The organism is Saccharopolyspora sp. 7B, assembly GCF_020177435.1.
Classification (GTDB): Bacteria; Actinomycetota; Actinomycetes; order Mycobacteriales; family Pseudonocardiaceae; genus Saccharopolyspora_C; species Saccharopolyspora_C gregorii.
On the sequence record NZ_JAIUKC010000060.1, the window covers coordinates 1 to 26,330 of the forward strand.

The 26,330-nt window shown below is 74.4% G+C and carries 26 protein-coding genes; 17 read left to right on the plus strand and 9 right to left on the minus strand.

Going from position 1 to position 26,330, the window contains the following annotated elements; translation table 11 throughout:
• From LCD33_RS11555 to LCD33_RS11595, 9 genes are all read left to right on the plus strand, one after another.
• Positions 1-752: SDR family oxidoreductase (locus LCD33_RS11555; protein ID WP_374228454.1), on the plus strand; the 752-nt coding region annotated here is incomplete at its 5' end.
• A gap of 156 nt (positions 753-908) precedes the next feature.
• Positions 909-1,703: an ABC transporter permease gene (locus LCD33_RS11560; RefSeq protein ID WP_224958591.1), complete on the plus strand. Its 795-nt coding sequence runs from the start codon at positions 909-911 to the stop codon at positions 1,701-1,703.
• The gene (locus LCD33_RS11565; protein WP_224958592.1) at positions 1,703-2,572 is read left to right on the plus strand and encodes an ABC transporter permease; all 870 of its coding nucleotides are present in this window, start codon (positions 1,703-1,705) and stop codon (positions 2,570-2,572) included. The genes LCD33_RS11560 and LCD33_RS11565 overlap by 1 nt, the downstream gene beginning before the upstream one ends.
• A complete protein-coding gene (locus LCD33_RS11570; protein ID WP_224967727.1) occupies positions 2,569-3,891 on the plus strand; it encodes an MCE family protein in 1,323 nt (440 codons plus the stop codon). Before LCD33_RS11565 ends, LCD33_RS11570 begins: the two co-directional genes overlap by 4 nt.
• A complete protein-coding gene (locus tag LCD33_RS11575; protein WP_224967729.1) occupies positions 3,888-4,925 on the plus strand; it encodes an MCE family protein in 1,038 nt (345 codons plus the stop codon). Before LCD33_RS11570 ends, LCD33_RS11575 begins: the two co-directional genes overlap by 4 nt.
• Positions 4,922-5,935: an MCE family protein gene (locus LCD33_RS11580; protein WP_224967732.1), complete on the plus strand. Its 1,014-nt coding sequence runs from the start codon at positions 4,922-4,924 to the stop codon at positions 5,933-5,935. The genes LCD33_RS11575 and LCD33_RS11580 overlap by 4 nt, the downstream gene beginning before the upstream one ends.
• Positions 5,932-7,083 carry an MCE family protein gene (locus LCD33_RS11585; protein ID WP_224977820.1) on the plus strand — a complete coding sequence of 384 codons (1,152 nt, stop codon included), beginning with the start codon at positions 5,932-5,934 and terminating at the stop codon, positions 7,081-7,083. The genes LCD33_RS11580 and LCD33_RS11585 overlap by 4 nt, the downstream gene beginning before the upstream one ends.
• Positions 7,083-8,135 carry an MCE family protein gene (locus LCD33_RS11590; protein WP_224963293.1) on the plus strand — a complete coding sequence of 351 codons (1,053 nt, stop codon included), beginning with the start codon at positions 7,083-7,085 and terminating at the stop codon, positions 8,133-8,135. Before LCD33_RS11585 ends, LCD33_RS11590 begins: the two co-directional genes overlap by 1 nt.
• Positions 8,135-9,301 (plus strand): MCE family protein, encoded by a 1,167-nt coding sequence (locus LCD33_RS11595; RefSeq protein ID WP_224977821.1) that lies wholly within the window; start codon positions 8,135-8,137, stop codon positions 9,299-9,301. The genes LCD33_RS11590 and LCD33_RS11595 overlap by 1 nt, the downstream gene beginning before the upstream one ends.
• Before the next feature lie 81 nt (positions 9,302-9,382).
• On the opposite strand, the gene LCD33_RS29375 is transcribed toward LCD33_RS11595, so the two are convergent.
• The 4 genes from LCD33_RS29375 to LCD33_RS11615 form a co-directional block, all read right to left on the minus strand.
• Positions 9,383-10,498, minus strand: a complete 1,116-nt coding sequence (locus LCD33_RS29375; protein WP_224969090.1) for an acyl-CoA dehydrogenase family protein — start codon at positions 10,496-10,498, stop codon at positions 9,383-9,385.
• Positions 10,499-10,727: 229 nt separating this feature from the next.
• A complete protein-coding gene (locus tag LCD33_RS11605; protein ID WP_224977822.1) occupies positions 10,728-11,732 on the minus strand; it encodes an acyl-CoA dehydrogenase family protein in 1,005 nt (334 codons plus the stop codon).
• Entirely contained in the window at positions 11,729-12,889 is a 1,161-nt protein-coding gene (locus tag LCD33_RS11610) for an acyl-CoA dehydrogenase family protein (RefSeq protein WP_224958844.1), read from the minus strand. Before LCD33_RS11610 ends, LCD33_RS11605 begins: the two co-directional genes overlap by 4 nt.
• Before the next feature lie 13 nt (positions 12,890-12,902).
• Positions 12,903-13,763: an enoyl-CoA hydratase gene (locus LCD33_RS11615; protein WP_224977823.1), complete on the minus strand. Its 861-nt coding sequence runs from the start codon at positions 13,761-13,763 to the stop codon at positions 12,903-12,905.
• 132 nt (positions 13,764-13,895) lie between these two features.
• On the opposite strand from LCD33_RS11615, the gene LCD33_RS11620 reads away from it, so the two are divergent.
• Genes LCD33_RS11620 through LCD33_RS11630 form a run of 3 tightly spaced genes read left to right on the plus strand, consistent with a single transcriptional unit; the run spans position 13,896 to position 16,523 of the window.
• Entirely contained in the window at positions 13,896-15,077 is a 1,182-nt protein-coding gene (locus tag LCD33_RS11620) for an acyl-CoA dehydrogenase family protein (RefSeq protein WP_224958846.1), read from the plus strand.
• Positions 15,074-15,853: an SDR family oxidoreductase gene (locus LCD33_RS11625; RefSeq protein ID WP_224977824.1), complete on the plus strand. Its 780-nt coding sequence runs from the start codon at positions 15,074-15,076 to the stop codon at positions 15,851-15,853. Before LCD33_RS11620 ends, LCD33_RS11625 begins: the two co-directional genes overlap by 4 nt.
• A gap of 46 nt (positions 15,854-15,899) precedes the next feature.
• Positions 15,900-16,523, plus strand: coding sequence for a TetR/AcrR family transcriptional regulator (locus tag LCD33_RS11630; protein WP_224968129.1), 624 nt, complete (start codon positions 15,900-15,902; stop codon positions 16,521-16,523).
• On the opposite strand, the gene LCD33_RS11635 is transcribed toward LCD33_RS11630, so the two are convergent.
• Genes LCD33_RS11635 through LCD33_RS11650 form a run of 4 tightly spaced genes read right to left on the minus strand, consistent with a single transcriptional unit; the run spans position 16,504 to position 19,947 of the window.
• A complete protein-coding gene (locus LCD33_RS11635; RefSeq protein WP_224968137.1) occupies positions 16,504-17,562 on the minus strand; it encodes a nitronate monooxygenase family protein in 1,059 nt (352 codons plus the stop codon). The two genes, LCD33_RS11630 and LCD33_RS11635, sit on opposite strands and share 20 nt — an antisense overlap.
• Before the next feature lie 11 nt (positions 17,563-17,573).
• Complete coding sequence (locus tag LCD33_RS11640) at positions 17,574-18,320, minus strand: CoA-transferase subunit beta (RefSeq protein ID WP_224977825.1); 747 nt, start codon at positions 18,318-18,320, stop codon at positions 17,574-17,576.
• On the minus strand, positions 18,320-19,183 hold the full coding sequence (locus LCD33_RS11645; RefSeq protein ID WP_224958852.1) for a CoA transferase subunit A: 864 nt from the start codon (positions 19,181-19,183) through the stop codon (positions 18,320-18,322). Before LCD33_RS11645 ends, LCD33_RS11640 begins: the two co-directional genes overlap by 1 nt.
• Positions 19,184-19,188: 5 nt before the next feature.
• The gene (locus tag LCD33_RS11650) at positions 19,189-19,947 is read right to left on the minus strand and encodes an enoyl-CoA hydratase family protein (RefSeq protein WP_224958853.1); all 759 of its coding nucleotides are present in this window, start codon (positions 19,945-19,947) and stop codon (positions 19,189-19,191) included.
• A gap of 123 nt (positions 19,948-20,070) precedes the next feature.
• On the opposite strand from LCD33_RS11650, the gene LCD33_RS11655 reads away from it, so the two are divergent.
• The 4 genes from LCD33_RS11655 to LCD33_RS11670 all read left to right on the plus strand — a co-directional run bounded on the left by LCD33_RS11655 (position 20,071) and on the right by LCD33_RS11670 (position 24,246).
• Complete coding sequence (locus LCD33_RS11655) at positions 20,071-20,838, plus strand: SDR family oxidoreductase (protein WP_224968133.1); 768 nt, start codon at positions 20,071-20,073, stop codon at positions 20,836-20,838.
• A gap of 30 nt (positions 20,839-20,868) precedes the next feature.
• Positions 20,869-21,777, plus strand: coding sequence for an SDR family oxidoreductase (locus LCD33_RS11660; protein WP_224958855.1), 909 nt, complete (start codon positions 20,869-20,871; stop codon positions 21,775-21,777).
• A 31-nt stretch (positions 21,778-21,808) separates the two neighbouring features.
• Positions 21,809-22,975, plus strand: a complete 1,167-nt coding sequence (locus LCD33_RS11665; RefSeq protein WP_224958856.1) for an acetyl-CoA C-acetyltransferase — start codon at positions 21,809-21,811, stop codon at positions 22,973-22,975.
• 239 nt (positions 22,976-23,214) lie between these two features.
• Positions 23,215-24,246: an MBL fold metallo-hydrolase gene (locus LCD33_RS11670; RefSeq protein WP_224977826.1), complete on the plus strand. Its 1,032-nt coding sequence runs from the start codon at positions 23,215-23,217 to the stop codon at positions 24,244-24,246.
• 29 nt (positions 24,247-24,275) lie between these two features.
• On the opposite strand, the gene kstR is transcribed toward LCD33_RS11670, so the two are convergent.
• The gene (gene kstR / locus LCD33_RS11675; RefSeq protein ID WP_373690079.1) at positions 24,276-24,896 is read right to left on the minus strand and encodes a cholesterol catabolism transcriptional regulator KstR; all 621 of its coding nucleotides are present in this window, start codon (positions 24,894-24,896) and stop codon (positions 24,276-24,278) included.
• Between the two features lie 155 nt (positions 24,897-25,051).
• Between kstR and LCD33_RS11680 the strand changes: the two genes are divergently transcribed.
• Entirely contained in the window at positions 25,052-26,275 is a 1,224-nt protein-coding gene (locus tag LCD33_RS11680) for a glycosyltransferase family 4 protein (RefSeq protein WP_224977827.1), read from the plus strand.
• Positions 26,276-26,330 lie beyond the last annotated feature (55 nt).

The following is a 26,330-nucleotide window of genomic DNA, read 5'->3' on the forward strand; positions in this document are numbered from 1 at the left end:
ATCCCGGCGGATGCCCCCAAAACCCCGCCGGGGCCGGGGGGGGGGGGGGGGCCCCGGGGGGGGGGGGGGCGGGGCGCCGGGGCGCCGCGGGCGCGCGGGTGCTGCTCGGCGACGTCGCCGACGAGGAGGGGCGGGCGCTGGCCGCCGAACTCGGGGCGGACGCCCGGTTCCGGCACCTCGACGTCACCGACGAGGCCGGGTGGGACGGTGCCGTCGCGGCCGCCGAGGACGCGTTCGGCCCGGTGGACGTGCTGGTGAACAACGCGGGCGTGCTGCACCTGGCGCCGCTGGCCGAGACAGAACCCGCCGACTTCGAGCGGGTGGTGCGGGTCAACCAGTTCGGCGCCTTCCTCGGCATGCGGGCGGTGCAGCGGTCGATGCGCGACGGTGGCTCCATCATCAACGTCTCCTCGGTCGAGGGATTGGCCGGGATGGCCGGTTCGATCGCCTACTCGGCGAGCAAGTTCGCGGTGCGCGGCATGACGAAGGTGGCCGCGCTGGAGCTCGGCCACCGCGGCATCCGGGTCAACTCGGTGCACCCCGGCGTGATCGACACCGCGATGGTGCGCGCGCAGGTGGGCGCCGCGCTGGACGACTTCGCCGCCGCCCGGCTCGCCCTCGGCCGCGTCGGGCGGCCCGAGGAGGTCGCGAACCTGGTGGCGTTCCTGGCGAGCGACGACAGCTCCTACTGCACCGGCGCCGAGTTCGTCGCGGACGGAGGTGCCACCGCAACGCATTCCCTGGCCAGATGACCCCGCCGCCGGGCCCGCCGGGTCGGGCACCGGCGGGGACCGAGCAGGTCGCCCGCGGTGCCGCCGCGGGCAGGACCCGACGCGAGCGCGACGACGAGGTGGTGCAGCGATGGGCGTCGAAGTGGTGCGGTGCCGCCGCGCGGGCGGGGAGTCGCCGTGAACTCGCCCGGCTCCAGCCACCGCGTCCCCGCGAGCGCCGCCTTCGCCCAGGTCGGCAGGCTCGCCACGCTGTCCTGGGAAGTGCTGCGCGCCGTGCCCAGGCGCCCGTTCCAGGTGCGGGAGTGGGTGCAGCAGGCGTGGCTGTTCGCGAGCGTCACCATCCTGCCGACCGCGCTGGTGGCCATCCCGTTCGGCGCGGTGATCGCCATGCAGCTCGGGTCGCTGACCCAGCAGATCGGCGCCCAGTCGTTCACCGGCGCGGCCAGCGCGCTGTCCATCCTGCAGCAGGCCAGCCCGCTGATCACCGCGCTGCTGGTGGCCGGGGCGGGCGGTTCGGCGGTGTGCGCGGACATCGGCGCCCGCACCATCCGCGAGGAGATCGACGCGATGGAAGTGCTCGGCGTCTCCGTGGTGCACCGGCTGATCGTGCCGCGCGTGCTCGGTGCCGTGTTCGTGTCGCTGCTGCTCAACGGGCTGGTGAGCGTGGTGGGCGTGGCGGGTGGCTACTTCTTCAACGTGGTGCTGCAGGGCGGCACGCCCGGCGCCTACCTGGCCAGCTTCAACGCGCTCGCGCAGCTGCCCGACCTCTACGTCAGCGAGCTCAAGGCGCTGATCTACGGGTTCGTGGCCGGGGTGGTCGCCGCCTACCGGGGCCTGCACCCGGCCGGCGGGCCGAAGGGCGTGGGCGACGCGGTGAACCAGGCCGTGGTGATCACCTTCCTGCTGCTGTTCGCGATCAACCTGGTGATCACCGGGATCTACCTGCAACTCGTTCCGCCGAAGGAGTTGTGATGGTCGCGACCGAGCAGTACCTGCCGCCGCCGACGCCGTGGCGGCGCCGGTTCGCGCTGCTGTTCTCCCGCCCCGGCGACGCGCTCGCCGGGCTCGGGTGGCAGCTGGCGTTCTACCTGCGGGCGCTGGCGCTGGCGCCGTTGACGTTGCGCAAGTACCCGCGGGAGACGGGGCGGCTGCTCACCGAGGTGATGTTCGGCAGCGGCGCGCTCGCCGTCATCGGCGGCACGCTCGGCGTGATGATCGGGATGACGGTGTGCACCGGCGCGATCGTCGGGTTGCAGGGCTACTCCTCGCTGGACCAGCTCGGCACCTCCGCGCTGACCGGGTTCATCGCCGCCTACTTCGACACCCGCGAGGTCGCGCCGCTGTCGGCGGGCCTGGCGTTGTCGGCGACGGTCGGCTGCGGGTTCACCGCGCAGCTCGGCGCGATGCGCATCTCCGACGAGATCGACGCGCTGGAGGTGATGGGCGTGCGCACCGTGCCGTACCTGGTCACCAGCCGGGTGCTGGCCGGGCTCGCTGCGGTGATCCCGCTGTACGTGGTGGGGCTGCTCGGTTCCTACTTCGCGTCGCGGCAGATCACGGTGTGGTTCTACGGGCAGTCGGCGGGCACCTACGACCACTACTTCCACCTGTTCCTGCCGCCGCAGGACGTGCTGTGGTCGTTCGGGAAGGTGCTGGTGTTCAGCCTCGTGGTGATCCTGACGCACTGCTACTACGGCTACACCGCGCGCGGCGGGCCCGCGGGCGTGGGCATCGCGGTGGGGCGGGCGGTGCGCACCTCGATCGTGCTGGTGGCGGTGCTGGACTTCTTCCTGAGCCTGGCGATCTGGGGTTCCACCACGACCGTGCGGATCGCCGGATGAGGCGGGCGCGGCGGGACCGGCGCGGGCACCAGCTGCTGGGGCTGGTGTTCTTGCTGGTGTCCGCGCTGTTCTTCACCAGCATGATCGGCTTCTACCGGAAGTCGTTCACGCCGGTGGTGCCGGTCGTGCTGCACACCGACCGGGCGGGCAACGAGCTGCGCGCCGGTTCGGACGTGAAGGTGCGCGGCGTGCTCGTCGGCGAGGTGCGCGCGGTGCGCCCCGGGCCGGACCGCGCCGAGCTGGACCTGGCGTTGCGCCCGGAGATGGCCGAGCGGATCCCCGCCGACACCACCGCGCGGCTGCTGCCGAAGACGCTGTTCGGGGAGCGCTACGTGTCCCTCGCGCACACCGGCCCGGGCACCGGCCCGCACCTGGTCGCCGGGGACGTGATCGGGCAGGACCGCAGCTCCGCCGCCATCGAGGTGGAACGCGTCCTCGACGACCTGCTGCCGTTGCTGCAAGCCGTGCGGCCGCAGCAGCTCGCCGCCACGCTGAACGCGGTGTCGCAGGCGTTGGACGGGCGTGGCACGCAGCTCGGGACCACGCTGCGCGACCTCGACGGCTACCTCGCCCGGTTCAACCCGTCGCTGCCGCGGCTGCGGTCGGTGCTGGGCCGCGTCGACGACGTCGCCCGCACCTACCACGAGGCGGCACCCGACCTGCTGCGCGCGATGCGGGACCTCACCACCACCAGCGGCACGATCGCGGAACGGCGCGACTCGTTCGAGCAAGTCTGGAACACCACCGCCGTCACCGCGGAGAACGCGACCCGGTTCCTGGAAGCCAACGGGGACAACCTGATCCGGCTCGCCGCCGACTCGCGGTCCACAGTGGACCTGCTCGCCCGGTACGCGCCGCAGTACGGCTGCGTGCTCGACCAGCTCACCCGCAGCATCCCCATCGCCGAGCGGGCGTTCGGCGCGGGCGACGCGAACCCGATGCAGAAGGTCACCATCGAGATCACCGGCAGCCGCGGGAAGTACCTGCCCGGCGTCGACACGCCCCGCTACGAGGACACCCGCGGCCCGCGCTGCTACCCGTGGGTCGAACCGCCGGACCGCTTCCCGCAGTACCCGCCCGGCGGGCCGCTGCGCGACGGCTCCACCCATCCGCCGCCGCCGAACGGGCCGGGGGAGCAGCAGCCCGCCGCCACCAGCGCGCAGTCCGCGGACGGGCCGCTGGTGAACTCGCCCGCCGAACGCGACCTGGTCGCCGCGCTGCTCGCGCCCGAGCTGCACCGCACCCCGGGCGACGTGCCGGACTGGAGCAGCGTGCTCGTCGGACCCGTCTACCGCGGAGCGGAGGTGACCCTGCGATGAGGGCCGGACTCACCGCACCGCTGGTCAAGCTGTCGTTGTTCACGCTCGTCACCGGGCTGCTCACCGGGCTGCTCGCGATGACCATCGCCGCCTCCGACGTCGGGTCCACCACCGGCTACGCCGCCGAGTTCGACGACGCCTCCGGGCTCGGCGAAGGCGACGAGGTCCGCATCGCCGGGGTGCGGGTCGGGCAGGTCACCTCGCTGGAGGTGATCGACGGGCGCCGCGCGCTGGCCCGGTTCCAGGTGGACGCGGCGCGGCGGCTGCCCGCGGACGCCATCGCCACCGTGAAGTACCGCAACCTCGCCGGGCAGCGCTACCTCGCGCTCGACGCGGCCCTCGACCCCGGCGAAGCCGTGCTGCCCGCCGACGCGGTGCTGCCCGTCGCCCAGACCCGGCCGGCGCTGAACCTCACCGCGCTGTTCAACGGGTTCCAGCCGCTGCTGCGCGCCCTCGAACCGGGTGACGTCAACCGGCTCTCCGGCGAGCTCGTCCAGGTGCTGCAAGGGGAAGGCGGCACCGTGCAGAGCATCCTCGCGCACACCGCGTCGCTGACCGGGACGCTCGCCGAGAAGGACCAGGTGATCGGGCAGGTGATCGACAACCTCAACGCCGTGCTCGCCCAGGTCGGCGCCCGCGGACCGGAACTCGCCGGGCTCGTCGACGCGCTGCAACGCCTCGTCAGCGGCTTCGCCGCGCAGCGCGAACCCGTCGGTGACGCGGTCGCCGCCCTCGACGAGCTCACCGGCACCACCGCCGGGCTGCTGCGCGACGTCCGGCCGCCGCTGCGCGAGGACGTGGCCGCGCTCGGCGACCTGTCGGCGAACCTGAACGCCGGGCTGCCGCAGCTGGAGCACGACCTGCGGACGCTGCCGGGCCGCCTCGACTCGCTGACCCGCACGGTGAGCTACGGCAGCTGGTTCAACTTCTACCTGTGCCGCCTCACCGGAACCGTCGGCATCTCCGGGCTCGACGTGCGAGCCCAGGTGCTGCCGCTGCCCCCGACCCGGATGCCCGAGAGGTGCCGCCCATGAGCACCGCGCTGCGCGACCGCGACCAGGCCACCGTCGGCGTCGTCGCCCTCGGGCTGCTGACCGCCGTGACGCTGCTGGCGTTCTTCGCGAACGAACTGCCGCTGCTCGGCGGCGGCACCACCTACTCGGCGCGGTTCACCGAATCCGCCGGGCTCGCCGCGGGCGACGACGTGGAGGTCGCCGGTGTCCGCGTCGGCGAGGTCACCGAGGTGGGCCTCGACGGGAACCGGGTGCTGGTGCGGTTCCGCGTCGAGGACGTCCCCGTCGGCGACCGCAGCACGGTGTCCATCCAGCTGAAGACCTTGCTGGGCGCGAAGAACCTGGCGCTGCGTCCCGGCGGCGCGCACCCGCAGGACCCGGACCGCACCATCCCCGACGCCCGCACCGAGGTGCCCTTCGACATCCCCGACGCCCTCGACCAGGTCGCCCGCAGCACCGGCCGGGTCGACACCGACCAGCTCGCCCGCAGCTTCCAGGTCCTGTCCGAGAGCCTGCGCGGCGGGGAGCAGCACCTCGGCGGCGCCGTGGACGGGCTCGCCGCCCTGTCCCGCACCATCGCCTCCCGCGACGAGCAGCTCGCCGACCTGCTGCACCACGCCGCCGACGTCAGCGGCATCGCCGCCGACCGCGACGCGCAGGTCGCCCGGCTCGTCGGTGACGGGAACCTGCTGCTCGGCGAACTCCAACGCCGCCGCGACGCCATCGGCTCGCTGCTGCGCGGCACCCAGGAGGTCTCCGCGCAGCTGCGCGGGCTCGTCGCCGACAACCAGCAGCGGCTGAACCCGGCGCTGCGCGAGCTGCAGCAGGTCACCGCCATGCTGCAGCGCAACCAGGACCAGGTGGCGGCCACCATCGCCGCGCTGCGGCCCTACGTGACCGGGTTCAACAACACCGTCGGCAACGGGCACTGGTTCGACGGCTACCTGTGCGGGCTGGTGCCGCCGACCGTGGACGCCGGCCCGCTGCAGATCAACCCGCACGGCTGCGACCTCCGCGGAGGTGGACGATGAACCGGAGACCGGCGACGGCGCTGCTCGCCTTCGGCTGCGTGCTGGTGCTGCTGCTCAGCGGCGCGCTGTGGTGGGTGCTGCGCGACCCCGGCACCCGCATCACCGCCTACTTCGAGCGGGCCGTGGGCCTGTACCCGCAGTCGTCGGTACGGGTGCTGGGCGTCGAGGTCGGCCGCGTCACCTCGGTGCGGCCCGAAGGTGGCCGGGTGCGGGTGGAGCTGAGCGTGGACCGCGAGCTCCGCGTCCCCGCCGCGGCGGGCGCGGTGGTGGTGGCGCCGAGCCTCGTCAGCGACCGGTACGTGCAGCTCACCCCCGCCTACGAGGGCGGCCCGGAGCTGGCCCCCGGCGCGGTGCTCGGCACCGACCGCACGATGGTCCCCGCCGACCTCGACGACCTGTACCGCAGCGCCAACGCGCTCACCGAAGCCCTCGGGCCGGACGGCGCCAACCGGGACGGGGCGCTGTCGGACCTGCTCGGCACCGCCGCGGCGAACCTCGACGGCAACGGGGCGAAGCTGAACGAGACGGTGCGGCGGCTCGGCGAACTGTCGGCCACCCTCGACGGCTCGCACGACGACCTGTTCGCCACCGTCGACCACCTCAACGAGTTCACCGCGACGCTGGCCGCCAACGACGCGCAGGTGCGGGACTTCCACACCCGGCTCGCCGACGTCTCCGGGTTCCTCGCCGACGAGCGGCAGCAGACCGCCGCCGCGCTGAGCTCGCTGACGGCCGCGCTCACCGAACTCGACGGGTTCGTGCGGGACAACCGGGAATCGGTGACCGCCAACGTGGACCAGCTCGCCGACGTGACCCGGGCGCTGGTGGAGCAGCGGGAAGCGCTCGGCGAAGTCCTCGACATCGCCCCGACCGGGATGAGCAACTTCATCAACGCCTACGACGCCGCCTCCGGCACCGTCGCGGTCCGCGCCAACATCAACGAGCTGACGTTCCCGCCGGTGCTGCTGGTGTGCAAGCTGCTGGAATCCGCGGCGCGGGCGCAGGTCCCGCCGGAGCTGGGGCGGACCTGCGCGGGGCTGGCCGGGGTGCTCGACGGTGCCGTCCCGCTGCCCTCGCCCGGGGAAGCGGTGGACCACCTCTCCCGCGGGGAGCTCCCGCCGCTGCCGCTCGGCCTCGGTGGCCCGTGATGCGCCGGGCGCTCGGCTGCTGCGCGCTGCTGCTGGTCACCGGTTGCGGCGCCTCGGTGCAGGACGCGCCGCTGCCCGGCGGCGCCGACCTCGGCGACCACCCGTACGAGGTGCGGGTGCGGTTCGCCGACGTCCTCGACCTGGTGCCGCAAGCCGGGGTGAAGGTGGACGACGTGCCGGTCGGGAAGGTCCGCGGCATCGGGCTCGCCCCCGACAACGCGACCGCCGTGGTCACCCTCGTCGTCAACGGGGACGTGCGGCTGCCCGCCAACGCCGAAGCGCGGCTGCGGCAATCCAGCCTGCTGGGGGAGAAGTTCGTCGAGCTCGCCCGGCCCGCCGAACCCGCGGGCGGCCCGCTGCGCGACGGCGCGGAGATCCCGCTGGAGCGCACCGACCGCAACCCGCAGGTCGAAGAGGTGCTCGGCGCGCTGTCCCTGCTGCTCAACGGCGGCGGCGTCGCGCAGCTCAACGGCATCGTCGAGGAACTGGACCGCGCGCTCGGCGGCAACGAACCGCAGGTGCGCTCGCTGCTGTCCCGAGTGGACGAAGCGGTGTCCCGGCTGGACGAGCAGAAGCAGGACATCACCCGCGCGCTCGACGGGCTGAACCGGCTCTCCGCCGACCTGCGCGGACAGCTCGACGACCTCACCACCGGCCTGGACGGGCTCGAACCCGGACTGCGCGTCCTGGAGCGGCAGCGCGGCGACCTGGTGCGAATGCTGCGGGCCCTCGACCGGTTCTCCCAGGTCGCGGTGCGCACGGCCGACGCGAGCCGGGACGACCTGGTCGCCGACCTCGACGCGCTCGCGCCGACGCTGCGCGAACTCGCGAAGGCGGGCACCGACCTGCCGAAGGCCATCGGCTACCTGGCCAGCTACCCGTTCCCGGAGAACGCGATGGTCCCGCTCAAGGGCGATTTCGTGAACGTCGACGTGGACCTCGACCTGGACCTGACCAGCGTGCTCGGCAACCTGTCGAACAGCAGCGGGCCGCTGCTGCCGCTGCCCGGGATCTCCGACTCGGGCGCACCGCTACCGCTCGGGGGGCCGTGATGTTCAGCAGGGCCACGACGATCCGGCTGGGGCTGTTCCTGCTCATCGCCGTCGTCGGCATCGGGTTCACCGGCGCCCGCTACGCGGGACTGGACCGGTTGGTCGGGGCGGGCGGCTACGCCGTCGTGGTGGAGGTGCCCGACACCGGTGGGGTGTTCACCAACTCGGAGGTCACCTACCGGGGAGTGGCCGTCGGGCGGGTCACCGGGGTGCGGCTCACCGACCGCGGAGCGGCGCTGGACCTGCACATCGACTCCGCCGCCCCGCCGATCCCCGCGGACGCGCGCGCGGCGGTGGCGAACCGCTCGGCGGTGGGGGAGCAGTACCTCGACCTGCGGCCCGACGACGAGCACGGGCCGGTGCTGCGGGACGGGTCGGTGATCCCCGCCGAGCGCGCCGAACTCCCGCCCCCGCCGGAATCGCTGCTGCTGAACCTGGACCGGCTCGTCGCGGACGTGCCGCTGGACGCGCTGCGCACCGTCGTCGAGGAATCCGGCACCGCGCTGCAGGGCACCGGGCCGCACCTGCAGCGGATGCTGGACAGCACCGGATCGCTCATCGCCGCCGCCGACCGCAACCTGCCGAGCACCACCGCGCTGCTGGCGAACTCCGACGTGGTGCTGCGCACCCAGCAGCAGCAATCCGGACAGATCATCGAGTTCAGCCGCGGCCTGCGCCAGGTCGCCGAACAGCTGCGCGCCTCCGACCCGGACCTGCGGCGGCTCGCCGACGTCGCCCCACCGGCCGCCGAACAGCTCGACGGCCTGCTGCGCGACAGCGGCACCGGTCTCGCCGCGACCACCGCGAACCTGCTCACCACCGCGCGGCTGCTCGACGTCCGCGGCCCGGCGCTGGAGAACGTGCTGGTGGCGATGCCGATGATGTCGGCGGCCAGCCACAGCGCGCAGGACGGCGACGGGCGCGGGCACCTGGGCGTGGTGCTCAACTTCTTCAACCCGCTGGCCTGCGAGAAGGGCTACGAGGGAACCGAACGCCGCCCCGGCGACGACGTCACGCCGATCCCGGCGAACCCGGACATCCACTGCGCCGAACCGCCGGACGGCCCCACCAACGTCCGCGGCTCCGCCAACGTTCCCCGCGCCCCCGTTCCCGACGCGGTCCCGGTGCCCACCACCGCCCCGCCCCTCCCGCTGCCTCCGCGGTGATGAGCTTGTCGGTGCCCCCGGGTGGCGGAACCCCGGCGGCTCCGCCGCTGGCAGGAGAACGGCACGACCTGCCTGGCGGGTTCACGGGCCTGCGATGCGGTGGTGGAGTGCTTCGAGGCGGCGGCGGTGGCTGCGGGGGGTGCCGAAGAGGTGCGCGGCGCCGTGGGCTCGTTTCAGGTGCAGGTGCGCCTCGTGCTCCCAGGTGATCCCGAGACCGCCGTGCAGCTGGATGCCCTCGGCCGCCACGTCCTGGTAGGTCTCGCAGCACAGCGACTTGGCCATCGCCGCCCACGCGGGCCCGCGCTCGTCGCGGGTGCCGACCGCCCAGCTCGCCGCGTACGACAGCGAGCGCGCCGACTCCACCGCCACGTAGAGGTCGGCGAGCCGGTGCTTGATCGCCTGGAACGAGCCGATCGGCCTGCCGAACTGCACCCGGGTCTGCACGTAGCCGACGATCTCGCCGAGCCACCGGTCCGCGGCGCCCACGCACTCGGCCGCCAGCAGCACCGCCGCCGCGTCCCGGCAGCGCGCCAGCACCGGCCCGGCCGGCCCGATCGGCGCGGCCGGCGCCGCGGACAGCTCCAGCGCGCACATCGGCCGGGTCGGGTCCACGGCCGGGTGCGGCAGCACCGCTGCCGGCTCCGCCGCCACCTCGAACAGCGCGGGCCCGTCCGGGGCGGTCGCGACGACCAGGAACGCGTCCGCCCGCGCGCCGTCGAGCACGAAGCTCTTGCGCCCGTCCAGCCGCCACGTGCCCGCGTCGAGCCGCGCAGTGGTGGCGAATCCCGTGTCCTGCCACCAGTTCTCCGGTTCGGCCCACGCGAGCGCCACCAGCCGGTCGGCGGCGGCGATACCCGGCAGCAGCCGGCCGGCGGCCGCCGAGTCGCCCGCGGTCAGCAGCGCTTCGACGGCGAGCGCGGTGCCGCCGACGAACGGGGACGGCACGAGCCTGCGGCCCAGCTCCTCGGCGACGAGGCAGCTCTCGACGAGGGTGGCGCCGCTGCCGCCGTGCTCCTCGGGGACGGTGAGCCCGGCGGCGCCGATCTCCGCGCCGAGCCGCCGCCACAGCTCCGGGTCGTGCCCGAGCGGGGCGGGCGCCGGTGGCGGCGCGGGCACGTGCGGGCCGCCGTCCTGGTCCAGCAGGGCGCGGACGGTCAGCCGGAGGTCCTCCTGCTGCGCACTGAACGCGAAGTGCACTTTGTTGTTCCTTTCTCCGCTTTCGTTGTGTAGCACTGGGGTGGCGGAACCTCAGCGGTTCCCTCGCTGCGGGATCGATTTCCCAAGTGGCTCCGCCACGAGGGAAATCGCTGTCCTCGCGAGGGAACCGCTGAGAACCCGCGGGTGGTCGGCTTGCTCTGGTGGTCGCCGCTCAGCGGCTTCGCCGCTGAGGGGAAACCGACAGGACGCCCCGTCTCGTGGCAGGAGTTCAACTGCGGGTTCCGATGTCGGCGGTGCTTCCGGCCGCTAGGGCGTCGGCGATGCGTCGGCGGTGCCAGGCGGGATCGCCCCAGGCGGCGCGCAGTGCGGTGGCCTTCAGCGTCCAGAGGTGCAGCGGGTGTTCGGCGGTGTAGCCGATCGCGCCGTGCACCTGCAGCGCGGTGCGCGCGGCCAGGTGCGCGGCCTCGGCCGCGGCGAGCTTCGCGGCCGACGTGTCGCGCGCCGTGTGCCCCGCACCGGCGTCCAGTGACAGGCACGCCCCGTGCAGCAGCGGCCGGGCGAACTCCAGCCGCAGCGCCACGTCCGCCAGGTGGTGCTTGACGGCCTGGAAGCTCCCCACGGGCCTGCCGAACTGGTGGCGGTCCCGCACGTGCCGCACCGAGTCGTCCAGCAACCGCCGCCCCGCACCCAGCAGCTGCGCCGCGCACCCCAGCACCCCGGCGTCGAACGCGGCGGCCGGACGCGCCCCGGCCACCGCGGTGCCGGCCGCCCCGAGCGCCCACAGCCGCCGCACCGGATCGACCGACCGCTCCGGCGCACCGACCGGGTCCGCGCGGAGCACCCGCGTCCCGGCGCAGCGGTAGGTGGCCGCGGCCACGTCGGCGTCCAGCGCGCGCGGCACGAGCTCGTCGAACGCGACCGCCAGCACCGCCCGCCCCGCGGCGAGCTCCGGCAGCCGGTGCTGATCGGCGCTGCCCGCCAGCAGCGCGGGTGCGACCGCGACGGTCTCCACCATCGGCCCGGGCAGCCCCGCGTACCCGAACTCCTCCAGGCACACCGCGGTCTCCACCGCACCCAGCCCGAGCCCGCCGAACTCGCCGGGCACCGCGACCCCGCACGCGCCCAGTTCGCCCAGCCGCCCCCAGCAGCGCCACCACGGCGCCGCGTCCCCGTCCGACCAGGCCCGTGCCAGCGCGGTTCCGCCGACATCGGCCAGCAGTGCGCGCAACGACTCGGCCATGTCCTCCTGCGCGGTGGTGCGGGTGAACCTCATCGCGGCTCCCGGGGCAGGCCGAGCAGCCGCTCGGCGACGACATTGCGCTGGATCTCGTTGGTGCCCGCGTAGATCGGCCCGGCCAGCGCGAACAGGTGCCCCTCGGCCCAGGCACCGCCGTCCGGTGCGGCCGGGGAATCGGCGGCGAGCTCCCCGTCCGGGCCGAGCAGGTCCAGCGCCGTCTCGTGCAGCGCGATGTCCAGCTCGGACCAGAACAGCTTGGTGAGGCTCGCCTCCGCGCCGATCCGCGCGCCGCCCAGCACCTTCGTCACCGCCTCGAAGGTCGCCAGCCGGTAGGCCTGCGCGCCGAGCCACGCGGACACCACCCCGTCCCGCGCATCCCGGTCCGCACCGCGCTCCCGCCACACCCGCACCAGCCGCCGGGCCGCCGCCAGGAACCGGCCGGGGCTGCGCAGCGACAGGCCGCGTTCGCTGCTCGCGGTGCTCATCGCCACCCGCCAGCCCTCGCCGACACCGCCGAGCACGTCCTCGTCCGGCACGAACACCTCGTCCAGGAAGATCTCCGCGAACGCGGGCTTCCCGTCCAGCCGGGGGATCGGGCGCACCACGACGCCTTCGGCGTCCAGCGGGAACAGGAAGTAGGTGAGCCCGCGGTGCCGCTGCGCGTCCGGGTCGCTGCGGAACAGCCCGAACGCGCGGTCGGCGAACGCGGCCCGCGAACTCCACGTCTTCTGCCCGGACAACCGCCAGCCGCCCGGCACCCGGTGGGCCCGGCTGCGGATTCCGGCGAGGTCGCTGCCCGCCTCGGGTTCGGACCAGGCCTGCGCCCAGACCTCCTCCCCGGACGCCATCCGGGGCAGGTAGCGCTCGCGCTGCCGCGGCGTGCCGTGCTCGAACATCGTCGGCGCCAGCAGGAAGATCCCGTTCTGCCCGACCCGGCCCGGCGCCCCGGCCGCGTGGTACTCCTCCTCGAACAGCAGCCAGCGCACCAGGGACGCGTCGCGGCCGCCGAACTCCACCGGCCAGGACACCACCGACAGCCGCGCCGCGTGCAGGGCGCGCTCCCACTCGCGGTGCGCGGCGAAACCGCGCTCGGTCTCCAGCGACGGCAGCGGTTCCGGGGGCAGGTTGGCCGCGAGCCACGCCCGCACCTCGTCGCGGAACGCCAGGTCCTCGGCTGCGAACGTCAGATCCACCGCGCCCTCCGGTTCAGCGGGGCGGGTCGTCGTCGGCGGCCCGCTTCATGCCCTTCGCGTCCATGCCGGCCAGCGAGTCGCCGCCGACCTCGGCGTTGTGCGCGTGCGCCAAGTGGTGCAACCCGAACGCCGAATCGAGGCCGCTGTGCCTGCCCATCAGGTCCTCGGCCTGGTTGACGGCCTTCTTCGCCAGCGCCAGCCCGAACCGGGGCATCGCCGCCACCTCGGCGGCCAGCGCCAGCGAGGTCTCGGCGAGCCGGTCGCGGGGCACCACCTCGGTGACCATGCCGATCTCGTGCGCCCGCCGCGCGCTCAACCGCCTGCCGGTGAACAGCAGCTCCTTCGCCACCCGCGGCCCCAGCACCCACGGGTGCACGAAGTACTCGACGCCCGGAATCCCCATCCGCACCACCGGATCGGCGAAGAACGCGTCCTCGGTGGCCACGATCAGGTCGCACACCCACGCCAGCATCAGCCCGCCCGCGACGCACGCGCCCTGCACGCTCGCGACCACCGGTTTCGGCATCTCCCGCCAGCGGCGGCACATGCCCAGGTACACCTCCTGCTCGCGGGCGAAGCGGGACTCCCCGCCGGACCGGCCGACGTGGCCCCACCACAGCCCGGCGCGGCGTTCGAAGTCCACGTCCGCGTCCCGGCCGGGGGAGCCGATGTCGTGGCCCGCCGAGAAGTGCTCGCCCGCCCCGGCCAGCACGATCACCCCGACCTCGTCGTCGGCGCAGGCCCGGTAGAACGCGTCGTCGAGCGCGTAGGTCATCGCGGAGTTCTGCGCGTTGCGGTACCGCGACCGGTTCATCGTCACCACGGCGGTCCGCTCGACCCGCTCGTAGCGCACCACCGGTTCGTCGTCGGCCATCGTCTGCTCCTCGTCGCGGGAGTCGCCCGGCCACCCGAGGCTAGCCGACACTAGCAAGTGCTTGGTAGGGGTTGATTTTCCCGGGCACTGCTGGAGAATCCGAATCGCGACCCGGTGGAAGGCGGTGCTCGGATGGACCTCACCGACAGCCCGGCCGAAGCGGCGTTCCGCCGCGAGGTCCGCGACTGGCTCGGCGACCACCTCACCGGCGAGTTCGCCGACGCCCGCGGGCTCGGCGGCCCGGGAAGCGAGCACGAGGCGTTCGAGGTCCGGCTGGCCTGGGACCGGCTGCTCGCCGACGGCGGCTGGACCTGCCTGGGCTGGCCGGTGGAGCACGGCGGCCGCGGCGCCTCCACCGCGCAGCAGGTGATCTTCCACGAGGAGTACGCGCGGGCCGCGGCACCGGTGCGCGTCGGCCACGTCGGCGAGGAACTGCTCGGGCCCACGCTGATCGCCTTCGGCACCGAGCAGCAGCGCCGCCGGTTCCTGCCGGAGATCGTGGCGGTCCGCGAGCTGTGGTGCCAGGGCTACTCGGAACCCTCGGCCGGTTCCGACCTGGCGAACGTGTCCACCAGGGCGCGCCGCGACGGGCCGGACTGGGTGATCGACGGGCAGAAGACGTGGACCTCGCTGGCGCACCAGGCGGACTGGTGCTTCCTGCTCGCCCGCACCGGGCCGCCGGGGCAGCGCCACCGCGGGCTGTCCTGCCTGCTGCTGCCGATGGACCGGCCGGGCGTCGAGGTGCGGCCCATCGTGCAGCTCACCGGCACCTCCGAGTTCAACGAGGTGTTCTTCGACGGCGCCCGCACCGCCGCCGAGCACGTCGTCGGCGAGGTCGGCGACGGCTGGCGGGTCGCCATGGGCACCCTCGGCTTCGAACGCGGCGTCGGCACCATCGACCAGCAGGTGGTGTTCCGGCGCGAACTGGAACGCATCACCGACCTCGCCCGCCGCAACGGGGCGATGGACGACCCCGTGCTGCGCGACAAGATCACCCGGGCGTGGATCGGGCTGGAGGTCATGCGGTTCACCGCGCTGCGCACCCTCACCGGCGTCGCCGAGGGCACGGCCGGGCCGGAGGCCTCCATCGCGAAGCTGCACTGGGCGACCTTCCACCGCGGCCTCGGCGAACTGGCCGTGGAGGTCGCGGGAGCCTGCGGGCTGGTCGCCGCCGGAGCGCCCTACGAGCTCGACGAGGGGCAGCGGCTGTTCCTGTTCTCCCGCGCCGACACGATCTACGGCGGCTCCAACGAGATCCAGCGCACCATCATCGCCGAGCGGGTGCTCGGCCTGCCGAAGGAGGCCCGGCCGTGACCGCTCCCGCCGAACCCGCCCCGCACGCGCTGCTGACCGGCCGGACCGCGCTCGTCACCGCCGCCGCGGGAACGGGGATCGGCGCGGCCACCGCCCGCCGGATGCTGCGCGAAGGCGCCCGGGTCGTGCTCAGCGACCGGCACGAACGGCGGCTGGAGGCCACCCGCGCCGAACTCGCCGAGCTGCCGGGCGCGCAGGTGCTCGCCGTGCCCTGCGACGTCACCGACGAGCAGCAGGTGGCGGACCTGTTCGCCGCCGCCACCGCCGAGTTCGGCCGGCTGGACGTGGTCGTCAACAACGCCGGGCTCGGCGGCACGGCCGCGATCCAGGACATGACAGACGAGCAGTGGGACGGCGTCCTCGACATCACCCTCAACGGCACGTTCCGCTGCACCCGCGCCGCGATCCGGCACTTCCGGGACGCCGGCGGCGGGGGAGTGGTGGTGAACAACGCCTCGGTGGTCGGCTGGCGCGCGCAGGCCGGGCAGGCGCACTACGCGGCCGCGAAGGCCGGGGTGATGGCGTTGACCCGGTGCGCCGCCCTCGACGCCGCCGAGTTCGGCGTCCGGGTCAACGCGGTGGCGCCGAGCCTGGTGCTGCACCCGCACCTGGCGAAGGTCACCTCCGCGCCGCTGCTCGCGGAACTCGAATCCCGCGAGGCGTTCGGCCGCTCCGCCGAGCCCTGGGAGGTCGCGAACACCATCGTGTTCCTCGCCTCCGACTACGCCACCTACCTGACCGGAGAGGTCCTCTCGGTCAGCAGCCAGCACCCCTGAGACCCGGCGAACGAGCACCGCCCCGGGGTGGTGAGAGGATGGTGGGATGGTGGGAAGCAAGCGCTCGGCCGGGGACGTGGCGGCGACCGGGTCGCGGCGGCGGGCGGAACTGCTCGCGATCGCCGCCGACCTGTTCGCGCGGCGCGGCTTCGTGGTCACCACCGTCCGCGAGATCGCCGACGCCGCCGGCATCCTGTCCGGCAGCCTCTACCACCACTTCGACTCCAAGGAGTCGATGGTCGACGAGATCCTCCGCGAATTCCTCGGCTACCAGCAGGAGCTCTACGCCGAGGTGCTGCGCGAGGACCACGACCCGCGGACCACCATCACCGAGCTGGTGCGGCGCTCGTTCCAGGCGATGGACCGGTACCGCTCGGCGGTGACGATCTACCAGAACGAGGCGAAGCACCTGGCGCAGTTCGACCGCTTCGCCTACCTGCGCCGGGCGGGCAACGACTTCGAGCGCACCTGGACCAAGGTGCTGCAGCAGGGGCAGCGGGACGGCGTGTTCCGCGACGACCTGCATGTCAAGATCGCCTACCGGTTCATCCGGGACACGGTGTGGACCACGGTGCACTGGTACAACCCGCGCGGCAGGCTGAACGCCCAGGTGATCGCCGACCAGCACGTGACGCTGCTGTGCGAGGGGATCATGGCGCCGCGGGCGTGACCCGCGCGGCGGTCTCACCGAGCACGCGGGTGGCGTCCGCGACGATCCGCGCCACGAGCTCCGCGCAGCCGGGCAGCTCGTCGAGCGCGCCGACCACCTGCCCGGCGGGCAGCACCCCGGCCTCGGTGTCGCCGCGCACCAGTCCCGCCTCGATCAGCGCGGGCGTGTTGGCGGCCAGCAGCACCGCGCTCCACGGCATCTCGCGGCGGCGCCGCATCGACCGGCCTTCGGCGAGCATCGCGCGCCAGGTCAGCCCGCTGCTCGCCTTGAACGCCGCCGCCCGCCGCAACGCGCCGGGCAGCCGCCGCCACCGGGATTCGGCGGTGTCGGTGAGCGCGCTGCGCAGCATCCGGTGCGGCATCCCGTCCACCCGCGCGGTCACCAGCGCTTCGTGCGCGCCCGCGGCGAGGTAGCGCCGCTTCACCTCGTCCGGCACCGGGCTGTCGCGGGTGAGCAGGAACCGGGTCCCCATGCCGATCCCGGCCGCGCCGTAGCAGAGCGCGGCGGCCAGCCCGCGCCCGTCGAAGAACCCGCCCGCGGCGATCACCGGCAGGTCCACCGCGTCGAGCACCTGCGGCAGCAGCACGGTGGTGGCGACCGGGCCGGTGTGCCCGCCGCCCTCGCCGCCCTGCACCAGCACCGCGTCCGCGCCCCACGCCGCGACCTTCTCGGCGTGCCTGCGCGCCCCGACGGAGGGGATCACCACGATGCCCGCGTCCTTGAGCTTGCCGACGAGCCGTTCGGCGGGCAGCAGCGCGAACGAGGCGACCGGTACCCGTTCGCGGATGAGCAGGTCCACCCGCTGCTCGGCGTCGGCGGCATCGGCGCGCAGGTTCACCCCGAACGGCCGGTCGGTGCGCTCCCGCACCTCCCGGATGGCGGCGGCCAGCCGCTCGCGGCTCATCGTGGCGGAGGCGAGGATGCCGAGCGCCCCCGCCTCCGCGGTCGCCGACACGAGCCGCGGGCCCGCGACCCAGCCCATCCCGGTCTGCACGATCGGATGGCGCACCCCGGTCAACCGGCACAGCGCGGTGTCCAGCCGCGGCGCGCTCACGCGGGCACCTCCCGGTGCCGCAGCCCGTCCGGGTCCAGCCTGCCGCGGATCAGCTCCAGCTCCTCGGCCGACGGCAGCCGGGTCTCGGCGACCGCCGAGGTGTCCAGCTCGAACCCGGTGCGCTGCCGCACCTCCCGCACGGTCACGCCCGGGTGCACCGAGCGCAGCCGCATCGTCCGGTCCGGCCCGGCGAAGTCGAGCACCGCGAGGTCGGTGACCACCACCCGCACGTCGTGGAACCGGCCGGCGGCACCGGTGGCCCGGTCGTGCCCGACACCGCAGACCAGGTCGACGCGTTCCACGAAGGTCCGCTCGCCGTGCTTCGGCACCCAGTAGTTCGTGACGTGGTTGACGCTGTTGCCCGGCGCCCCGCGCACCCCGATCAGCTGCACCTTCGGCCGCTCCCACGGCCCGATCCGGGAGATGTTCTGGTTGCCGTACCGGTCGATCTGGGTGGCGCCCATCATCACCCGCCTGCGCCCGCCCGCGAGCAGGTCGAGGACCCGGCGGTACGGCATCCAGCCCTCGGCGGTGGCCGCCTCGGATTCGCGGCCCAGTGGGGGCGGTTCGGTCAGCAGCACCGCCTCCCCGTCGGTGAGCAGCAGGTCCGGTGCCGTGGTCAGCCGGGCCAGCCGGGCGCCGAGCGCGGGGATCAGCCCGAACGGGGAGGCCAGCACCTCCCCGGCGTCGTGCCAGCTGTCGGCGCAGGCCGCGGCGCACACCTCCGCCCTGGTCGCGTCCATCACCCGTTCACCTCCCGCGCCGCGTCCACCGCGGCCTGGTAGGACCGTTCGTCCCCGGCGAGGAACTCGTCGTGGAACGCCTGCCAGCTCGCCGCGTCGGCGGCGGCCGCGGCGTAGCGGCGCTGGAACGCCTCGTCCCGCTCGTGGTCCGGGGCGCAGGAGGTGAAGTGCGCGCCGCGCGGGGTCTCCGCGACCGCGTCCACGTGGGTGCGGTCCAGCAGCAGCGACTGCACCGGCCCGCCTCGCAGCAGCTCCTCGGTCGGCACCACCCGCTCGCAGCTGAGGTAGCCGTGGTCGGCGGCGGCGCACATCAGGTCGTCGAAGTACGGGTCGGGCCCGAGGTACTGGGCGTTGCCGTGCCGGTCGGCGCGGTTGAGGTGCACCAGCGCCGCGTCCAGCCGCAGCGCGGGCATCGCCAGCAGCTCCTCGCCGTCCGGGTAGGGGGAGCGCACGGTGCGCAGCTCCGGGTCGAGCGCGGGCACGTCGGAGCCGAGCCCGGCGCGGGTCGGCAGGAACGGCAGCCGCGCGGCCGCGGCGCGCAGGCCCGCCAGCACCATGCCCTCGTCGTACTCGGCGACCGCGAGCTCCCCGCGCTGGCGCGCCGCCCGGAAGTGCGGGTCCAGCGGGATCGAGTCCAACGACACGAACCCGTGCACCACCTTCCGCAGCCTGCCCGCGGCGGCCAGCAGTCCGACGTCCGGGCCGCCGTAGGAGACCAGCGTCAGATCGCGCACCTCGGTGCGCAGGATCGCCCGCACCAGCGCCATCGGCTTGCGCCGGGAACCCCAGCCGCCGATGCCGATGGTCATCCCGCTGCGCAGCCGCCCCGCGATCTCGTCGGGGCTCACCAGCTTGTCCCGCACCGCCCTCACCCTCCCCGCCGGGAGTCGCCGTGCACGAACTCCTCCCGGGCTCGGTCGGACACCCCGCTGAGGTTGAGCTCGAAGGTGAACCCCTGCTCGAACCGGTAGCTGCGGTGCACGTCCACCGGGTCGATGCCGTTGAGCGATTCCTTGGCCTTGCGGATGACCAGCGGGTCCTTCGCGGCGATCTCGCCGGCGAGTTCCAGCGCCGCCGCGGGCAGCCGCGCGGGTTCGACGACGTCCCACACCGAGCCGAAGTCGGCGAGCTGCCGCGCCGTGGCGGTGCGCCCGGTGTAGAACATGGCGCGCGCGAAGTGCGGCGGCACCAGCCGGGACAGGTGGGTGGCGGCGCCGAGCGCGCCCCGGTCCACCTCCGGCAGCCCGAAGTAGGCGTCCTCGCTCGCCAGCACGACGTCCGAGTTGCCGACCAGCCCGATGCCGCCGCCCAGGCAGAACCCGTGCACGGCGCTGATCACCGGTACCGGGCACTCGTAGACCTCGCGGAAGGCCTCGTAGCAGCCGCGGTTGACCTCGATCAGCTTGCCGTGCCCGGGGTCGGCGGCGAGTTCCTTGATGTCCACGCCCGCGTTGAACCCGCGGCCTTCGGCCCGCAGCACGAGCACCCGGACGCCGGGATCGGCGCCCTGAGCGCGGACGGCTTCGGCGAGGTCGAGCCAGCCCCGCGCGGGGAGGGCGTTCACCGGTGGGTGGTCGACGGTCAGCACCGCGATTCCGTTGTCGTGGCGGTGGATCCGGACTGTCATGGCATCACCGAACCTAGCACTTGTTAGGTTGTTGCTGGTACGGTAGCAACCGCCGCGAAGTCCTCGCCAGAGGCGGAGCGGAACCGGATTTCCCAGCAGCGGCAACGAATTCCGGAGGCGTCCATGAGCGTCGAGATCGACCTGTCCGGCCGGGTCGCGCTGGTGACCGGCGGAATCCGCGGCATCGGCGCGGGCATCGCGGCCGTGCTGCGGCGGGCGGGCGCCCGGGTGTGGGTCTGCTCCCGGAACCCACCGGAGGCGCCGCCGGAGGCCGAATTCCGGGCGGCCGACGTGCGCGACCCGGACCAGGTGGACGAGCTGATCGCGGCGATCGTGCGCGCGGAGGGCCGGCTCGACGTGCTGGTGAACAACGCCGGTGGCGCGCCGCCCGCGGACACCGCCACCGCCTCGCCGCGGTTCCACGCGAAGGTCGTCGAGCTGAACCTGCTGGCACCGCTGCTGGTCAGCCAGCGGGCGTGGCCGGCTCTGCGGGAGACCGGCGGCTCCATCACCATGATCAGCAGCGTGGCGGCACGGCGGCCCGCGCCCACCATCGCCGCCTACGCGGCCGCGAAGGCCGGGCTGGAGAACCTGACCCGCACGCTCGCGCTGGAGTTCGCGCCCGCGGTGCGGGTGAACGCGGTCGCGGTGGGCGTGGCGAGCACCGAGAACTTCGCCGAGCACTTCGGCGTCCCGGCGGGCGATTCCGGCTTCGCGGCGGGGATTCCGCTGGGCCGCCCGGCGGAACCGGAGGAGGTCGGCGCGCTGTGCGCGTTCCTCGCCTCACCGCTGGCCGGCTACCTGACCGGGGACGTGCTGTCCGTGCACGGCGGCGGTGAGCCGCACCCGAACCTGGCGCGGCTGGCCGAGCGGTTCCAGGCGCCGGGCTGATCGGCGCCCGACGACGAGCAGGAGGTGGCCGTGACGGGAATCTGCGCGGGCAGGGTGGTCGTGGTGACCGGTGCGGCGCGCGGCCTCGGCCGCGCCCACGCGCTGGAGTTCGCCCGCCAGGGCGCGTCGGTGGTGGTCAACGACATCGGAGTCGGCCTCGATGGCGGTGGTGGGGACGCCGCGGCCGCCGACGCGGTCGTCGCGGAGATCCGGGCCGCCGGAGGCGAGGCCGTCGCCGACGGGTCCGACGTGGCCGACTGGGCGCAGGCCGAGCGGCTGGTGGCGCGCGCGGTGGCGACCTTCGGGCGGCTGGACGTGCTGGTGAACAACGCGGGCTTCGTGCGGGACCGGATGCTGGTGAACCTCGCCGAGCAGGAGTGGGACGAGGTGCTGCGCGTCCACCTCAAGGGCCACGCGGCGACGATGCGGCACGCGGCCGCGCACTGGCGGGACCGCGCGAAGGCGGGGGAGCGGGTGGACGCGCGCATCGTGAACACCTGCTCCGGCGCGGGCCTGCTCGGCAGCGTCGGGCAGGGCAACTACGCGGCGGCGAAGGCGGGCATCGCCGCGCTGACGGTGAACGCCGCCGCCGAGCTCGGCCGCTACGGCGTCACCGCGAACGCGATCGCCCCGGCGGCGCGCACCCGGATGACCGAGCAGGTGTTCGCCGCCGACATGGCCCGCCCGGACGGGGGAGGTTTCGACGCGATGGCGCCGGAGAACGTCTCCCCGCTGGTGGTGTGGCTCGGCAGCGCCGAATCGGCCGCCGTCACCGGACGCGTCTTCGAGGTGCAGGGCGGCGAGGTGCGGCTGATGACCGGCTGGCGCCACGGCGCCGGCGACGACGCGGGCCGCCGCCGCGATCCGGCGGAACTCGGCGCGGTGGTGCACGACCTGCTGCGCCGCGACCCCGAACCGGAACCGGTCTACGGGGCGTGAATCCGAACAGGGCCGCAACGACGGGAGCGAGATGACCGAGGCGTACATCGTCGACGCGCTGCGGACCCCGGTGGGCAAGCGCGGCGGCGGGCTCAGCGGGGTGCACCCGGCGGACCTGTCCGCGCACGTGCTGCAGGCGCTGGTGCGGCGCACCGGTGCCGACCCCGGCGAAGTGGACGACGTGGTGTGGGGCTGCGTGGACGCGGTCGGCGCGCAGGCGGGCAACATCGCCCGCACCGGCTGGCTCGCCGCCGGCTTCCCGGAGCACGTGCCGGGCGTGACGATCGACCGGCAGTGCGGTTCCTCGCAGCAGGCGGTGCACTTCGCGGCGCAGGCGGTGCTCAGCGGCACCGCGGACGTGGTCGTCGCGGGCGGGGTGGCGAACATGAGCGCCATCCCGATCGGCAGCGCGCTGCGCGCCGCGGACGGCCTGGACTTCCCGGTGGCCTACGGACCGGACTCGGGTTCGCACGGCTGGCAGCGGCGCTACGGCGACGCCGAGGTGACCCAGTTCCAGGGCGCCGAGCTCATCGCGCGGCACTGGGGCGTCTCGCGCGCCGACATGGAGGAGTTCGCGCTGCGCAGCCACCGCCGTGCGATCGCCGCGATCGACGAGGGCCGCTTCGACGCCGAGCTGGTGCCGGTCGCCGGGGTGGAGCGGGACGAGGGGCCGCGCCGCGACACCGGGCCGGAGAAGCTGGCCGCGCTCCGGCCGCTGCGGCCGGACGGGCTGCTCACCGCCGGGGTGTCCAGCCAGCTCTCCGACGGCGCCTCGGCGCTGCTGGTGGCCTCGGAGCGGGCGGTGGCCGCGCACGGCTGGCGCCCGCGGGCCCGCGTCCACCACCTGAGCGTGCGCGGCGACGACCCGGTGCTGATGCTGTCCGCGCCGATCGAGGCCACCCGGCACGCGCTGCGGAAGGCGGGGCTGTCCGCGTCCGACCTGGACGTGGTGGAGATCAACGAGGCGTTCGCGAGCGTGGTGCTGGCCTGGCAGCGGGAGATCGACGTGGATCCGGCGAAGGTCAACCCGAATGGCGGCGCGATCGCGCTCGGGCATCCGCTGGGCGCGACCGGGACGAAGCTGATGGCGACGATGCTGGGCGAGCTGGAGCGCACCGGCGGCCGCTACGGCCTGCAGACGATGTGCGAGGGAGGCGGCACCGCGAACGTCACCGTCCTCGAACGGCTCGGCGACTAGCGCGGCCGGGGCCACGTGGCGCGGATCACCGATCGGATGTCAGGATTCCTGCTCGGCGGAGCCATCGCTGGTCGGCCGGGTGCGGGCGGGGCCGCGCGCCCGGCCGGAGGGCGTTGCGCCGGTCCGGACCGTGCTCCGGAGCCCGCCCGGGAGGTGTGTTCTAGACCGCACGTGACCTTCTGAGGACATTTCACGTTTACCTTGCCAGGGGCGAGGTCGTCATCCGGGAGGTTCGGTTGGTGGAAGTGGACGTGGCGCGCGGGCGGCACGAGTGGATCGAACCCGGGGCGTTCGAGGTCGCGCCCGGGGTGCACCGGATCCCGCTGCCCATGCCCGGCGACGGGCTGCGCGCGGTCAACGTCTACGCCCTGGAGGACGGCGACGGGCTGGCGCTCGTCGACGCCGGGTGGGCGCTGCCGGAGGCCCGCGAAGCGCTGGAGCGCGGCCTCGGGCTGCTGGAGCGCGGGATCGGCGACGTGCGCCGGTTCCTGGTCACCCACCTGCACCGGGACCACTACACCCTCGCGGTGCGGCTGCGCGCCGAGACCGGCGCCACCATCGCCCTCGGCGCGGGCGAACGCCCCTCGCTGGAGGCGCTGCTGGACGGCACCGCGGACCGGCAGCTCGGCAAGCTGGAACGCGCCGGTGGGGACGAGCTCGCCGCGATGGTGCGCGACGCGCTCGTCGGCGTCGGCGGCGGGCCGGAGCAGGACTACGAGCAGCCCGACGAGTGGCTCGACGACGGTGCCGAGGTCCGGGTCGGTTCCCGGACGCTGCGCGTGCTGGAGACCCCCGGCCACACCCGCGGGCACGTCGTGTTCGTCGACGCGGCGAACGGGTTGCTGTTCGCCGGGGACCACGTGCTGCCGCACATCACGCCGTCCATCGGGCTGGAGGCCGCCCGCACCCCGCTGCCGCTCGGTGACTACCTGAGCTCGCTGCGGCTGGTCGGCGAGCTGCCGGACCTGCGGCTGCTGCCCGCGCACGGACCGGTCACCGGCAGCGCGCACGCCAGGGTCGCCGAACTCCTCGACCACCACGAGCGGCGCCTCGACCAGACCGCGGCCGCCGTGCTCGCGGGCGCGGCGACCGGCTTCGAGGTCGCGGGCGTGCTCGGCTGGACCCGCCGGGAGCGGGCCTTCGCCGACCTGGACGAGTTCAACCGGATCCTGGCCGTCGGCGAGACCCTGGCGCACCTGGACGTGCTGGTGGAGCGCGGCCGCCTGCGCCGGTCCACATCGGACGGTGTCGACCGCTACCGGCAGGCCTGATGGGACGGCGGCACAGCGCGCGCCGGGTTTCAGCGCAGCAGCAGGCGAACCGTGAGCTCCAGCCGGTTCGCCACGTCGGTCGCCGAGGCGCGGCGGGTCACCCAGGCGACCAGGTTGGACAGCCACACGTCCGCGATCACGCGGGCGATCGCGCGCTGCTCGTCGGTCGGCTCCTCGTCGCCGGTGGTCATCGCCCCGCTGAACAGCGCCTCGGTCAGCGCGCCGACCGCGTCGACCTCGTTGGCCGCCGAGGTGTCGGCGAACATGAACGCCCGCGTCATCGCCTCGGTCAACTGCGGGTTGCGCTGCATGGTGCGGGTCGTGCGGGACAGCACGTGCAGCACCCGGTCGTACGGGGTGTCGCCGGGGATCTTGCTGCGGTCCAGCCGGTCCAGCGACCGCTCGAACTCGCGGGCCAGGCCGGTCACCAACAGGTGGATCTTGGACGGGAAGTACCGGTAGAGCGTTCCCAGCGCCACGTCGGCCTTCTCGGCCACCGCGCGCATCTGCACGGCCTCGTAACCGCCCTTGCCCGCGAGGGCGATGGTGGCGTCGATGATCCGCTTGCGACGCGCGTTCTGCGCCGCCGAGCCGCCCTGGTCGTCGGCCAGCAGGCTGGCCGCGCTGCTCGCGGCACCGCGTCGCGGCATGGCGTTCATGAGGTCGGTCCTCTCGTGCGTCGGTCTCGCTGCGCCGCCCGCGGGGGCGGCGTCCCTCCCGGCGGGGCTGCGCCGGCCGCATGCCTGGATGAGAACATGTTCCACTCTACCCGTTGCGTGCCGCGGCGGCCCTGCGAGGTGAATTCGTGCGAGTAGCGCTGCTGTCGTACCGGAGCAAGCCGCACTGCGGCGGGCAAGGCGTCTACGTCCGGAACCTGAGCCGCGAACTGGTCGGGCTCGGCCACCGCGTCGAGGTGTTCTCCGGCCCGCCGTACCCGGACCTGGACCCGGGCGTGGAGCTGACCCGGGTGCCGAGCCTGGACCTCTACCGGGAACCCGACCCGTTCCGCACCCCGCACTGGCGGGAGCTGCGCGACCTCACCGATGTGCTGGAGGTCGCGACCATGTGGTCGGCGGGCTTCCCGGAACCGCTCACCTTCAGCCTGCGCGCGGCGAAGCTGCTGCGGGCGCGGGCCGGCGAGTTCGACGTGGTGCACGACAACCAGTGCCTCGGCTACGGGCTGCTGGGGCTGCGCCGCGCCGGGCTGCCGCTGGTGGCGACCGTGCACCACCCGATCACCCACGACCGCAGGCTGGAGCTGGCCGCCGCCGAGGGCTGGCGGCGGTTCGGGGTGCGCCGCTGGTACGGGTTCCTGCGGATGCAGGGCCGGGTGGCGCGGCGGATCCCCGAACTGCTCACCGTCTCGGAATCCTCGGCCCGCGACATCGTCGAGGACTTCGGCGTGGACCCGGGACGGCTGCGGGTGGTGCCGCTCGGCGTGGACCACGAGGTGTTCCGGCCGCCGGAGCGCCCGCGGGTGCCCGGCCGGATCGTCGCGATGGCCAGCGCGGACACCCCGCTCAAGGGCGTCGGCACGCTGCTGGAGGCGGTGGCGAAGCTGCGCACCGAGCGCGAGGTGGAACTCGTTCTCGTCGCCTCGCCGACCCCGGGCGGGCCGACCGAGCGGCTCATCGACGAGCTGGACATCTCCGGCGCGGTCCGCACCGTCAGCGGCATCAGCGACGAGGAGCTCGCCGAGCTGGTCGGCTCCGCCGAGATCGCCTGCGTGCCGTCGCTCTACGAGGGCTTCTCGCTGCCCACGGTCGAGGCGATGTCCTGCGGCACCCCGCTGGTCGCCAGCCGCGCGGGCGCGATCCCGGAGGTCGCCGGACCGGACGGGGAGTGCGCCGACCTGGTGCCGCCCGGGGACGCCGAAGCGCTCGCCGGGGCGCTCGGCGCGCTGCTGGACGACCCGGAGCGCAGGCGGCGGATGGGCGAGAACGGCAGGCAGCGGGTGCTGCGCGAGTACAGCTGGGCGTGGGGGGGCGGGCGCGGCCCCCCCCCCCCGAACGCCCGCCACAGTCGCTAGTAGTGGGCGCGCCGGGGTGGGAGGGTGGAGTCCTTCAAGGAGGGGGGGATGGGTG

Excerpts from the sequence above, each read along its gene's own strand:
- LCD33_RS11565 (WP_224958592.1), top strand. The coding sequence starts at position 1,703 with ATGGTCGCGACCGAGCAGTACCTGCCGCCGCCGACGCCGTGGCGGCGC.
- LCD33_RS11570 (WP_224967727.1), top strand. The coding sequence starts at position 2,569 with ATGAGGCGGGCGCGGCGGGACCGGCGCGGGCACCAGCTGCTGGGGCTG.
- LCD33_RS11575 (WP_224967729.1), top strand. The coding sequence starts at position 3,888 with ATGAGGGCCGGACTCACCGCACCGCTGGTCAAGCTGTCGTTGTTCACG.
- LCD33_RS11580 (WP_224967732.1), top strand. The coding sequence starts at position 4,922 with ATGAGCACCGCGCTGCGCGACCGCGACCAGGCCACCGTCGGCGTCGTC.
- LCD33_RS11585 (WP_224977820.1), top strand. The coding sequence starts at position 5,932 with ATGAACCGGAGACCGGCGACGGCGCTGCTCGCCTTCGGCTGCGTGCTG.
- LCD33_RS11590 (WP_224963293.1), top strand. The coding sequence starts at position 7,083 with ATGCGCCGGGCGCTCGGCTGCTGCGCGCTGCTGCTGGTCACCGGTTGC.
- LCD33_RS11595 (WP_224977821.1), top strand. The coding sequence starts at position 8,135 with ATGTTCAGCAGGGCCACGACGATCCGGCTGGGGCTGTTCCTGCTCATC.
- LCD33_RS11605 (WP_224977822.1), bottom strand. The coding sequence starts at position 11,732 with ATGAGGTTCACCCGCACCACCGCGCAGGAGGACATGGCCGAGTCGTTG.
- LCD33_RS11615 (WP_224977823.1), bottom strand. The coding sequence starts at position 13,763 with ATGGCCGACGACGAACCGGTGGTGCGCTACGAGCGGGTCGAGCGGACC.
- LCD33_RS11620 (WP_224958846.1), top strand. The coding sequence starts at position 13,896 with ATGGACCTCACCGACAGCCCGGCCGAAGCGGCGTTCCGCCGCGAGGTC.
- LCD33_RS11630 (WP_224968129.1), top strand. The coding sequence starts at position 15,900 with ATGGTGGGAAGCAAGCGCTCGGCCGGGGACGTGGCGGCGACCGGGTCG.
- LCD33_RS11640 (WP_224977825.1), bottom strand. The coding sequence starts at position 18,320 with ATGGACGCGACCAGGGCGGAGGTGTGCGCCGCGGCCTGCGCCGACAGC.
- LCD33_RS11650 (WP_224958853.1), bottom strand. The coding sequence starts at position 19,947 with ATGACAGTCCGGATCCACCGCCACGACAACGGAATCGCGGTGCTGACC.
- LCD33_RS11655 (WP_224968133.1), top strand. The coding sequence starts at position 20,071 with ATGAGCGTCGAGATCGACCTGTCCGGCCGGGTCGCGCTGGTGACCGGC.
- LCD33_RS11665 (WP_224958856.1), top strand. The coding sequence starts at position 21,809 with ATGACCGAGGCGTACATCGTCGACGCGCTGCGGACCCCGGTGGGCAAG.
- kstR (WP_373690079.1), bottom strand. The coding sequence starts at position 24,896 with ATGCCGCGACGCGGTGCCGCGAGCAGCGCGGCCAGCCTGCTGGCCGAC.